This window comes from Anaerococcoides asporogena (genome assembly GCF_029590275.1).
Classification (GTDB): domain Bacteria; phylum Bacillota; class Clostridia; order Clostridiales; family Clostridiaceae; genus JG1575.
Genome location: NZ_CP120965.1, coordinates 1,255,542 through 1,267,443 on the forward strand (window position 1 = coordinate 1,255,542; position 11,902 = coordinate 1,267,443).

Here is an 11,902-nt window from a genome sequence, read left to right on the forward strand (position 1 = left end):
TTAAATTTATGGTTTAAGGAGGTGACCGGGTGAGAGGACGAATAGCAGCATGGATGATTCTTCACGACTTCCTGCTTGGCAGGGGAAGGTAAGGTGATCCAATGATCTCCCAGCGCCTGGGTGAGAGCGCCGGCGTAGACCGTAACTCGTGGAGGGAATATTGAAGAAAGAAGTTTATATACTAGGGGTGCCCTATGTAATCCGTTTTTTATCCCCGAAAAAGTGGAGAAAGTGCATAGGGCTTGACAAAGAAGACCGGAAGAACGAAGATCTTTGCGGTATCTGCTATGGGGACCGAAGAACGATTTTTGTAAAGACAGGGGACGATCCTGAATCAATGGACCGGGTCACACGGCATGAGATCATCCATGCTTTTCAATTCGAGTCGGGCGTCTGGTACGCCATGAATAAGCTCTGGGACGTGGAAAATGACACCGACTGGCTGGCCAATCAGTTCCATAAGATCGGCGCCGTGTTCAAGGAACTTAACATTTAATCACCCACCTCATTGCGGTTGGGTGATTTTTTATGCCCTGAGCAAGGCACTAAAAGGCTTACAATAACGTACTGCACGGGGCAGGCACCGCCGGGGGAAAGACTGGCAATAGCTGAGACTGTCGCGGGACGAAGGAGGATACATGAGAAGAACATTAGAACTTTGGAACTCAAAACAAGCTTTGAAACCTTTGATTTTGCCACTTCAGTACTTTGCCGAAGCTGGAGAAGGTGAGGGGGCATCGGAGGAAACTTCAGATGAGGGATCCGCCGAGGATAAAGGCAAAACCTACTCCCAAAGTGAGCTGGATGCTGCTATTTCTCGAGCTGTTGATTCGCATTCGAAGAAGAAAGAGAAGGAATTCCAAAAGCTTCTGGACAAAGCCATGACAGAGGGCGTGGCCAAGGGCAAAAGCTACTCCCAGTTGACAGAAGAGCAGAGAAAAGAACAGGATCTGTCGGAAAGAGAGCAGAAACTCCTTGAAAAAGAACAGGAACTGACCAGGAAGGAACGACTGACAGAGATTACTGCAGATCTCCAGAAGGAAGGCATGCCGATGGAGCTGGCAGCACATCTTGTCAGGGAAGAGGACAATGAAAAGGTCAAAGCATCCATCTTGGCGATCAAGAAAGCGTGGGATGCAGCCATTAACGCCAAGGTCAAAGAGTCATTAAGACAGGATGATCCCAAATCCGGAGCTGGAAGTTCCAGCAAAGCAAAGACTTTGGCAGAACGGATTGCCGAAGAAAAGAACAATCAAAGCAAAGCCCAGGAATATGATCCTTGGGCGAAAAAATAGGAGGATGAAGAATGTTTGTTAAACCAGGAACCACTTATTCAGTCCGGCCGGAATTTCTGGCATCGGACCATTTCACGACTCAGTCCTGCACCGTAACCAAAGCCATGGGTACAGCTGTTGATGGAAGAACCATCGTAAAGGGTGGAACCGTGTTTCCGGCCAATGATGCAACAGCGCTTGGGATCATTGTTCATGATGTGGATGTAACTGATGGAGACGCACCCGCAGCCTACATCGATCATGGTGCAGTTTATGAAAACAGACTGCCGGTTGCCGTTGCTGAACTTGCAAAACCAGTCCTGAAGAATATCATCTTCAGACAGTACAAGTAGGAGGTACTTAATATATGGCGAATTTACTTGATCTGATGACTCCCAAGGAACTCATCACCTATCTTTCTTCCCGAAATGTGGCCCCTAAAGTGGGCGATGCTCTGTTCCCGAACAGAAAAACGGATGCCCTGGAGGTTGAATATCTTAAAGGTGCTAACGGCCTTCCCGTGGCTGCTACAGTCCATTCCTGGGACTCTGAAACACAGATCGGATCCAGACTTGGCGCTGAATCCATTAAGCAGGAAATGACCCTGATCAAACGGAAACTGCCCATCCGGGAACGTGAGATCATCGCAATTAATAACCCCAGAACCAATGCGGAGCTGGATCGACTGATCAAAGCACGGTATAACGATGTTGACACTTTGGTTAATGGTGTTCTGGCAAGAGTCGAGGCCATGAAGATGGAGGCCGTCGCTAAGGGTGTCATCAACATCAATGAGAATGGCATCGTGGGCACGGTTGACTATGGCGTTCCCGCCAACCAGAAGGTTGTTCTGGCCGGATCCAACATGTTCACCGACCCGGCTGCAGATATCCTGGGACAGCTGCAGGCTTGGGTAGATCTCATGAAAGGTAAGGGAGTCACGGTCACCAGAGCCATCACTTCCAATGCCGTAATGCGCCTTATGAGCGCTAACGAGAAGATTCGGACAGCCATCAATGGAGTGAACTCAGCAATGCTGGTTTCCAACACCGTGCTGAATGACTTCTTCGAACAGCAGGGACTGCCGGCATTCATTACCTATGATGAAATGTACAACGTGCAGAATGCGGACGGTTCTTACACGGCCAAACGCTATTTTGACGAGAACTACATTTCTCTTTTGCCTGCTGGTGAACTGGGTGAAGGCCTCTTTGGTCCGACCGCTGAGGAAATCGATCTGTCCGGAGATCCTTCCATCGATGTGAATATGGTCGGTAACGTTCTGGCCATGGTCTACAAGACTCCGGACCCGGTAACCCACTGGACCAAGGCTGTTGCGGCATTCATGCCCTCGTTCCCTGGTGCCAACAACATCATGTCAATCAAGGTTAAGTAGTCCGAAAGGGCTACTTTTCCTTCTTCAGGAGGTAATTGATGAAAGTAAAGGTTACTGCTGATTTGTCGATCAGCTATGAAGGGAACTACTTCGAAAAGGGTGATGACTTTGATATCCAGGATTCCCACTATGAAGGGATTAAGGATTTCGTTGAAGTGGTGGAGAAAAATCCGCCCGAAGGACAAAAGACCTCCGATCAGGAAGCCTTTGAAGCTCCCGAAGATATGACAATGGCTCAACTAAAACAGGCTCTTGAAAAGATGGGGAAAGAATATCCAAAGAATGCCAGGAAGGATGATCTAATCGCTCTCCTGGAAGATTAGGAGGATCCGAATATGACACCCGAAAGACTGGAAGGACTAAGACTCTTAATCTTAGGCGACAAGACTGACATAAGCCTGGACGATACATTGAATCAACTGGATTCAATGGCATCGAAGAGGCTGATTTTCATTATTGGGAACATCAAAAAAGGTCTCGGGATTGCATCCAGTTCGCCGGTGCCGGTCCCAGAAGATTTGATGTGGATCCTGGATGAAGTTGTCATCCGTAGGTTTAACCGGCTCGGGTCCGAAGGCTACCAGTCACAAAGTGTCGAAGGCCACAGCGTATCATTTGCCACGGATGATTTTCAGGATTACATTGCACTGATCAAGGATTACTATGCGCCAGTGCAACCAACCGGCGGAAGCATGGGACAGGTGGTGCTTATCTAATGAGGTATGACATGAAAGCGGTTTTTTATCGGATCGGACCTGAGAAGTACGATCCGAATACCGGATCCATGACGGCGACTGAAGCGGTAGTTGGTAGCAAGATGTGTTCGATCTATGATCTTTCAAGTACTGAGAGGATCACGCTGCTGGGACGGATGGACGTTAAGGGCTTAACCCTACACCATCAAGGGCATGTCATTGCTGCTGATGCAGTCCTGGTTGGCTCTAAACGGTACTGGGTTCGTTCGAGCAGATCGCTGAATCACAAAGCATCTTACGTGCTGGAGGAGGCGAAATCTTGAAGATAGAGGTTGGTACAGAAGGCCTTGAAGATCTGATCAAAGCCCTGGCAACTGAAGAGGTAAAACAAAAACTAAGGCTCATTGTAAAGCGCAACGGGGCTGAACTGCACAGGAAAGCTCAAAGGAAAGCCGTATTCAGAGGACACTTTGAAGGGAAGAACCTCGTTAAGCCAACAGGAAACCTGAGGCGAAGCATCCAGCCGCCTAAATTCGCATCCGATGGGTTATCAGCTGTTGTCAGAGCTGAGGCGAATTACGCTGGGTATGTGGAACTTGGCACACGGTACATGGATGCACAGCCTTACATGACGCCAGCCCTGGAAGAAGTTAAGCCGGTATTCCTGGCTGAGGTGGAGGAGGCGATGAAGAAATGATATCTCCGGATCAAGCAGTGTATGATCTGATCTTTCAGACAATTGATGATCTGACTTTCAAAGCTTATCCCTTCATACCACCAGAAGGAACCCCATATCCCTTTGTAAGGATGGGCGAAACACAGCTGCTTCCGCAGGCAACCAAAAGTAATCTGATCGGCACTGTGATCACCACCCTTGATGTATGGGGTGACCGGACTAATAGAAAGCTGGTATCAGATATGGCAATTGCCATTATGGTTGCTGTCGGATCAAAAACAGTAACCAAGGAAGGCTATCAAGTGATGCTTGATCAGAATGAATCAACGATTGAGCTCATGACTGATAGCTCTACCACAGAAGACTTATGGAGGGCAAGAATGACCCTTTACATCAAATTTTTCTAGGAGGAAAAAGAATGGGAGCAATTCAAGGAAAGAATAAAATTCTGGCATTCCGACTGCTGAAGGATGCCGCAACTGCAACCGGCACAAAGCTGGCCTTGCAGGTTGAACACACGCTCAATTATGAGCGGTCAAATGAGACGACTGAAACAAAGGACGGTCCGGTGGTTAGTCCGGGTGCTCTGGTTCCGACTCTGGAGCTGTCAGCCCTGGCAACAGACGATCCGCTGAACAAAATGCTGATGAAATCAGTCATTGATGGCGAGAAGCTGGAAATCTGGGAGATCGATCTGACCAAGGAAGTAACCAGTGGTAAGTACAATGCACTCTACATGCAGGGTAACCTTCGCTCCTGGTCTGTTCCGGCACCTGCAACCGGTCCGGTAACAATATCCACGGCGGCAGATATTGACGGTGTCCCGAAGGAAGGCCAGGTAACCCTTACCGCAGAGCAGATCAGTGAAGTGCAGTATGCCTTCAAGGATCTGGCTAACGCACCCGGCTAATAAGCAAAAGAGAGGAGGCTTCACCGCCTCCTCTTAATTTTTAAGGAGTGATGGATTATGAGAATCACGATTAATAAGAAAGAATATCCCCTGCACATTGGACTGGCATTTGTCCGGGAGCTGGATAAAAAGTACACTCAAAATTTTGCGGGGGTTGAGTTTGGCCATGGGATCGCAAAAATCTTCCTTGCACTGTCTCAATATAATCCCGTAGCCTACTGTGATTTTGTACTTGCGGCCACCTGCACACTAGACAATCCACCCACAGAGGAAGATATCGAGAAAGAAATCGAATCGTGGGAAGAAACTGAGGTCATTGAGAAGTACATGGCTTTTCTCGATGCCTTGGGAGAGAGTACTCTGACCAAGGCTCAGGTAGCACAGATCGCAATCACTCAGCTGCAGATCGAGGCAATGGCAATGCGGCCAGAAAAGAAAACTCGGAAAAAACCTATCGGAAGTTAATCATTAACGGCCTTAGATGTCTCACGAACGATATCGTGACGCTCCAGAGGATGACACTCGCAGAGTATAGCCTTCGAATGGAAGCCCATAGTCTGAAAACCATCGATGAATGTCACCGACTCGCCCAGCTGGCGATTTATACTCGCAGGGCTCAGGAGTTCGATCCGAAAACCAAGATCTACAAGGTTCAGAAAGCATCTGACTTGGTGGATGTGGAAGCGCTTGAGCGAGAAATCTTCGGTGACCTGGCTATTGATGAAGAGACATATTCCCGTCTTATGAAAATCCATAAAAACCTTGAGGAGTACCACAAGGGGAAGGAGGTAGACAATGGAAAAACAGTATAAAGTAAGTGCCGCATTGGGCGTGAAGGACAATGGATATTTTGCAGCGATGCAAAAGGCTCAAAAGGCAGCGCAAGGCCTGGGTACAAACCTTGACACTGCTGGGAAAAAATCCACATCTTTCAAGGACACCATGCTAGGAATGGCATCAGCTATTGGAGTAACAGCCTTGATCTCTTCGGGGTTCAACATGATTTCCGACTCTGTCGGAAAGGCAATGGCTCGAATGGATACCATGGATAACTTCAACCGGACGATGACGTTAATGACCGGATCCACGGATAAAGCCAGCGGAGCACTGGAATCACTGAAAGACAAAGTCTCCGGAACCGCCTACGGTCTTGATGTGGCCGCAAAAGCAACTCAAGGACTGGTAACCTCCGGAACTGAGATTAAGACGGCCACTAAGTGGATCGGTGGATGGATGGATGCCGTCTCAACTTATGGCGACGGAACAAACGAAACTCTTGGTAACGTCACCTTCCAGTTGTCACAAATGGCATCCAAAGGAAAGGCTAATTTAGGAGACCTTAAATCCGCAATGGAAGCCGGTATCCCAGTAATCAAGATCTATGCCGAGGCTACAGGCCAATCAACGGAGACGGTCAGTGATCAAATCTCAAAAGGGGCCATCTCGGCTGAGAAGTTCCTTGGTGTGATGGATGAAGCATTCCGCAGTGGAACCAAGTCTTTCACGAAGATTGAAGGAGCCGCTAAGAATGCTGGTGGTACTTGGAAGGGTACTTTTGACAACATGCAGGCGGCGACCACCAGAGGCATGCTGTCCATTATCAAAGCGATTGAAGATTCCCGAGCGGATGCCAATCTCCCTGGAATGAAGGATGCAGTCGCTGAGTTTGGAAGAACTACTGAAAAAGTCTTAAACGGTGTAGCTGGGGTTGCAGGGTTTGTAGCTCAGCACTTCGAAACACTTTCTACTGTCCTTGTCACAGGACTATCCGCATGGGCCGGCTATCGTGTTGTTGATGAGATCGCTGATAAATTCACAGCTTTTAAGACAGCGACAACAAATGCCGGATCCAGCCTTGAGGTATTCTTCAACGGTCAGAGCAAAGGAACATCTATCCAAAAGGCCTATTACAATGCAATGAAAGATGGAGAAACAGCGGAAAGAATGCGTGCAGCAGCTCAAAGGCTGAATATAGAACTTACTACCATCAACTCCGACGGAATCACCAAGTACACCAGGTTAACGGATGCTCAAAAGGCCGCTATTCTTGCGGAAACCGGCGCAATTTCTATCAAGAGTTTAGTTTTGGGAGTGCTGTCTGGAAAGATTGCACTAACAACGGCTGCTCAAATTGCCTGGAACATGGCTATGAAAGCAAATCCGATCGGTATGATTGTCGCTGGTGTTGCTGCTCTGATCGGAGCTTTAAAATGGCTTAATGGAAAGCTGACTGAAACTTCGAAAGAACATAAAGCCGCTAATAAAGAGGCGGAAGCTATGGCCAGTACCAATGAGTCATTGGTCAAGTCAACAAAGGAACTTGGAAAGTCTTACCAGGATAATGCAACGGATGCGAAAGCAAATGCAGCTGAGGCACGCCGAATGGTGGATAACCTGAAAAAGATTGAAAAGTCTACAATGTCAGCCGAAGAAAAACAGATGCGGATGAGTGATGCGGTCAAAGAGCTAAATACTCAATATCCCAATCTAAACGTTCAGCTGGACAAGACCGGGAAGGCCATTAAGGGCACCACCGATGAAATCTATGATCAGATCGATGCCATGGAACAGCAAGCCAAAATGGAAGCTATGAAAGAGTATCTGAAAGAACTCTACAAAGATCAGATCGAATATGAGATGTCCATCGATTCCACTACCAAAACGATGCAGGACATGGAAAAACAGGGAACAAGCACTCAAAAGACCTGGTTTGGGCTTGGGTCGGCTACTACAGAGGAATTTAAAAAACTCAAAGACTCCAGCGTTGAGTTAAATGGTGGATTGACCGACACGAATAACAAAATTGCTGATCTTGAAGGTCAACTCAACATTGCCAATGACGCACAGTTAAGGCTTAGGATGGAGCAGGACGAACAAAAGAAGTCCCTTCAGTCGTTAAATGAAGAATATGGAGTAACCACCTTTGCCATAATCGACTATGCCGAAAAGAGTGGAACGGAGCTGGACAAAGTCGGAGAAAAGGTTCTTTCGCTTGCAGAAAAATATGCATTGTCCAGCGATCAGATCATGGCCAAAGTGGCTGAAAGCGGTCTGTCTTTGGAAGAGTGGGCAAAGCAGCATGAAAAGCTTACTGAGATTTCAGAGAAATATGGATTGGCGACTGAAACGGTTCAGACAGCCGTAAGAGAGCAGGGAATCAGCCTGGATGAATTCGCTAAGAAGCATGATGAGAATCTCAAAACTGCCGGTGATGCCATTGACACTTATGTTGGCAATGCAACAGACGGCTGGAGCAAGCTCAAACAAAACACCACCATTAGCTGGAAGGAATACATGGACAACATGGAATCCAACCGAAAAGCCCAAGAAAATTGGTGGAAGAATCTCAAGATCTTGAATGACGCTGGCATTGATGACTCCATCATTGCAGAGTTGGAGCAGATGGGACCCGCCGGAGCTAACCAGCTTCAACGGTTTGTAGATGAGCTCTACAAAGGCAGTGATAAACAAGGCACAGCCTACGATGACATGAAGAAAAAGACCAAGAATCGAGTCGATGCCATCAATGAAGAACGTCGAAAAGCAATTGTGTCGGGCGGAAATATCGCGGACGAGGCGATTACAGAAGCCGACTGGACTGAAAAAGGCGAACGGCCATTGATTGAGATGAGAACCGGTATGGCCAATGAGATGTCCGGGCTCAACACCCAGGCAGAGAATGTTGGTAAGGGCCTTAAATCGAACATTGTCAAAGGAATGAATAAAGAGCAATTAAAAAGAGACGCTATCGCAAATGGAAAGTTCGCAATGGATGGCCTGGATATCGGATTGAACGAGAAAAAAGGCACGATCTATTCAACAGCGGAAGCCATTGCCCGGAAGATCTCACAGAAATTTCGAGCAGCCATGGAAATCAACTCACCTTCAAGACTCTTCCGTCGTTTCGGTAATTTCATCGATGAAGGATTGGTTATTGGTATGAAAGATGGCATTCCTGATGTTGCAAGGATGTCCCAAAAGATGGCGGACACAGTGGCGGATGTGGACCTGAAGGCTTATCAAGCGAAAGCCTACCAGGAGAAAGTCCATGATGCGAATATATCCGAACAAGCGAAGCGCTATCAAGCGAAAGCCAATCCGGCAAAGCTTGAGAAAACCCAGCCGGCTCAACCATTGGAATTGATCCTGCACTTGGGACCAAGAGCGTTCCGGACATTTGTGGATGATATCTCCAGGCTCCAAGATCACGAGGTCAATTTAGAACTTCAATATCCCTAAAGGAGGCGCCTATGTACGATTTTACTGACCTAAATCAAATACCACATTCGGCAGGATCCTCCTTTGGGCTGATCTATAATACTACGGATCTCGAGCAGGAACTACCAGGATTTCGCACCTTGTCAGTAACCGGGCGGGGATTGATCAGTAAGGACATTTCCACTAGTAAAGTTCCGGAAATGGACGGACTGCGGATTGATGAATCAAGCCTACCCGCAAGAACCATTGACGTGAAGTTTTTGCTCCGTGGATCCTCTGCTACAGACCTGAGAAGATCCTACGAAAAACTCAATCGTTTTATTCTGACTAAAAATCAAACAACAGTAAGTTTTCGGGATGATCCAGGACGGTACTATATCGGACTAGTGACGGATTGTAACGTAGATGAAGAGTTGGGAAACGAGGTCATTGGCATGATGCGCATTTTCTGCTCAAAGCCATACCAGTATAGCAATGCGGTAACAAATTCCGGGACCTCAGTCTCATTCCCGGTTAACCTTTATACCATCAAGCTACTGGCCGACTTCTCGTTCATTCCAACCGAATCAGGGGAAAGCATCCAGATCCGCAATTCGTATGGACAAGCAATAACAATAGGCCCGGTAGCAGCCGGAAGGTTGTATGATCTGATTCTTAGTGATGATCGGATTACGATCAAGGAAAACGGAATCCGGAAAATGACCCTGCTTTCGATCCAGTCTGGAGTTGAGACTTTTACGATCCAGCCTGGATCGGTTTACTCACTGTCCACGGGAGGGACTCTGACCGCTAGATTCCAGGAGCTGAGACTATGATTTACCTGTTTGATCGACATTTACAGCTAACGGAAACGGTCAGAAATCCGATCTCAGCCATTATGTCCCGAAGATTGATCGGTGTGGATCGGCTCCAAGTGGAGGCGGGGATCGAAACCTACGAACACCTCAAAGGATGCTCTTATGCCGGTCATTTTTTCGATGACCGGTTTTACATTTATACCATTAAGCGGCTTCAAGCCCGAGGAAGCACCGTGGGATTTGAAGGAATCAATTACGCTCACGATGAGCTGGCAAACATCTCCATTATTGAGGATAAAAGACCTCAGGATGTTTCAGCAGCAGAAGCGATTCTTTCGGCCATGGAGGGCACTGGCTGGAGCTTGGGCACGGTGGAGAGCACACCATTACTTTCTACTAACTTCTATTACGTTAGCCCTCTGCAGGCGCTACAGAAGGTAATAGAGGTATGGGGCATTGAACCGGATCTCTATTTTGAGTTTGATGGCAAAAAGATCACTGGCCGAAAAATCGATGTGCTCCAAAGGAGAGGACGATTGACTGGTGAGCGATATGTCTATGGATCCAATGTAATGGAGATCTTGCAGGAAGAGGATCGCTCAAGCATCGTCACCGCAATTATTGGCCGGGGGAAAGGAATTGAAATCCTGGACGATGAAGGCAAACCAACCGGAGGATACGGAAGGCGCATTGATTTTGCGGATGTTGTCTGGAGCAAAGCAGCAGGGGATCCGGTGGATAAACCTGCTGGGCAACTTTACGTTGAGATCCCGGAGATGACCGCTCTATATGGCTATCCTAAGCCGGACGGCACGCTTTCACCTCGGATAGAGGTATTTATCGATGACCAGCAAACAGACACTACAGAGCTTCTCTGGAGCTCCTACAGGGTGGTTGTTGACAGAGCCCGGCCACTAGTTACATTTGAGTCGACCGTTGCCCGAACGGGACCCTATCAGTTGGGAGACACGAACTACATTATTCGGCCGAATTTAGGAATTTACTATGAAGCTCGGATCTTCGAGGATGAAGTAGATCTTCTCAATCCCAGTTTGACCAAGTTCAAATTTGGGGACTATATCCCATCGGGCCAAGTGCAGCGAACAAAAGAACTGAAGAAGCAGTTTGAAGGACTCAACGACAAGATTTCTAATGTCGAGAAATTGACAATGGGACAGATCCTTAAAGTCTCCAAAGATTGGTATGACGCTCTAATGGAATCGAAAAGTGACACCTTCTTTGATGGGTCCAGCTACGACTACTCATTAAAGGCTGACAATCCTTATGGTCTTCCAGCAGGTATTTACAGCTTTGATGCCCCTTTGGACGATGATCCAGGAACTCCGGAGCCAACCAGTGCTGTAGTCCTCAGAAATGGAAAGATCGGGCGAGCTAATATCCTCCCGGATGGATCCTGGGACTTTAACTTGATCGGTGACGGAACCGGGTTGACAGCTGATGCAATAACGGCAGGAAAGATCAAGGCTCAGTACATCGAAATTGGACCATCATCAACCTTTCTGGAAGGTTATGATCCATCCCAAAAAGCCAATGCCAATCAGGTCTACACAAAAACTGAGATGGACACCAAGTTCACCATACTTGATGGACTTATTAGCTCAAAGATCGTGACGGAGGTGACCGAACAGATCGGGGAGATTGGAATCTACAAAGTTGATCTGATCTCGACGAACGGTTTGGTCTTTAAGAACGATAATGTATCAACAACTTTGATTGCTCGTGTCTATAAAAACAATGTGGATGTGACCGATCAGATCAATGCAAGCAGATTCCGATGGACAAAAACAAATGAAGACGGAAGCCCGGATGAAGCCTGGAACATCCGGTATTTTGGCGGAGCAAAACAGGTAACACTAACCGCAGAGGATGTAAATCAACGAGCATCCTTTAAATGCGAAATTTTGGAGGAATAACA

Annotated in this window: 14 protein-coding genes and 1 pseudogene; all 15 read left to right on the forward strand. The window is 47.5% G+C overall.

What is annotated here, in order from left to right; genetic code table 11:
- The first annotated feature begins 160 nt into the window (after nt 1-160).
- Entirely contained in the window at nt 161-496 is a 336-nt protein-coding gene (locus P6M73_RS06070) for a hypothetical protein (protein ID WP_277855220.1), read from the forward strand.
- A 142-nt stretch (nt 497-638) separates the two neighbouring features.
- Nucleotides 639-1,295 carry a capsid assembly scaffolding protein Gp46 family protein gene (locus tag P6M73_RS06075; protein ID WP_277855221.1) on the forward strand — a complete coding sequence of 219 codons (657 nt, stop codon included), beginning with the start codon at nt 639-641 and terminating at the stop codon, nt 1,293-1,295.
- An 11-nt stretch (nt 1,296-1,306) separates the two neighbouring features.
- On the forward strand, nt 1,307-1,627 hold the full coding sequence (locus P6M73_RS06080) for a hypothetical protein (protein WP_277855222.1): 321 nt from the start codon (nt 1,307-1,309) through the stop codon (nt 1,625-1,627).
- Nucleotides 1,628-1,641: 14 nt separating this feature from the next.
- Nucleotides 1,642-2,670, forward strand: a complete 1,029-nt coding sequence (locus P6M73_RS06085) for a major capsid protein (RefSeq protein WP_277855223.1) — start codon at nt 1,642-1,644, stop codon at nt 2,668-2,670.
- Between the two features lie 38 nt (nt 2,671-2,708).
- Nucleotides 2,709-2,993, forward strand: coding sequence for a HeH/LEM domain-containing protein (locus tag P6M73_RS06090; RefSeq protein WP_277855224.1), 285 nt, complete (start codon nt 2,709-2,711; stop codon nt 2,991-2,993).
- Between the two features lie 12 nt (nt 2,994-3,005).
- On the forward strand, nt 3,006-3,386 hold the full coding sequence (locus P6M73_RS06095; RefSeq protein ID WP_277855225.1) for a phage head-tail connector protein: 381 nt from the start codon (nt 3,006-3,008) through the stop codon (nt 3,384-3,386).
- Nucleotides 3,387-3,397: 11 nt separating this feature from the next.
- Nucleotides 3,398-3,688, forward strand: coding sequence for a hypothetical protein (locus P6M73_RS06100; protein WP_277855226.1), 291 nt, complete (start codon nt 3,398-3,400; stop codon nt 3,686-3,688).
- The gene (locus P6M73_RS06105) at nt 3,685-4,062 is read left to right on the forward strand and encodes an HK97-gp10 family putative phage morphogenesis protein (RefSeq protein WP_277855227.1); all 378 of its coding nucleotides are present in this window, start codon (nt 3,685-3,687) and stop codon (nt 4,060-4,062) included. The genes P6M73_RS06100 and P6M73_RS06105 overlap by 4 nt, the downstream gene beginning before the upstream one ends.
- A complete protein-coding gene (locus P6M73_RS06110; protein ID WP_277855228.1) occupies nt 4,059-4,448 on the forward strand; it encodes a gp17 family tail completion protein in 390 nt (129 codons plus the stop codon). The genes P6M73_RS06105 and P6M73_RS06110 overlap by 4 nt, the downstream gene beginning before the upstream one ends.
- A gap of 11 nt (nt 4,449-4,459) precedes the next feature.
- The gene (locus P6M73_RS06115; RefSeq protein WP_277855229.1) at nt 4,460-4,951 is read left to right on the forward strand and encodes a phage major tail protein, TP901-1 family; all 492 of its coding nucleotides are present in this window, start codon (nt 4,460-4,462) and stop codon (nt 4,949-4,951) included.
- A 57-nt stretch (nt 4,952-5,008) separates the two neighbouring features.
- Nucleotides 5,009-5,416 carry a tail assembly chaperone gene (locus P6M73_RS06120; protein ID WP_277855230.1) on the forward strand — a complete coding sequence of 136 codons (408 nt, stop codon included), beginning with the start codon at nt 5,009-5,011 and terminating at the stop codon, nt 5,414-5,416.
- Between the two features lie 77 nt (nt 5,417-5,493).
- A complete protein-coding gene (locus P6M73_RS06125) occupies nt 5,494-5,763 on the forward strand; it encodes a hypothetical protein (protein ID WP_277855231.1) in 270 nt (89 codons plus the stop codon).
- A gap of 214 nt (nt 5,764-5,977) precedes the next feature.
- Nucleotides 5,978-6,529, forward strand: a pseudogene (locus P6M73_RS16960) (tape measure protein); the annotation flags it as partial.
- 2,672 nt (nt 6,530-9,201) lie between these two features.
- Nucleotides 9,202-9,984, forward strand: a complete 783-nt coding sequence (locus tag P6M73_RS06135; RefSeq protein WP_277855233.1) for a distal tail protein Dit — start codon at nt 9,202-9,204, stop codon at nt 9,982-9,984.
- On the forward strand, nt 9,981-11,900 hold the full coding sequence (locus P6M73_RS06140; protein ID WP_277855234.1) for a phage tail spike protein: 1,920 nt from the start codon (nt 9,981-9,983) through the stop codon (nt 11,898-11,900). Before P6M73_RS06135 ends, P6M73_RS06140 begins: the two co-directional genes overlap by 4 nt.
- The last annotated feature ends 2 nt before the right edge of the window (nt 11,901-11,902 follow it).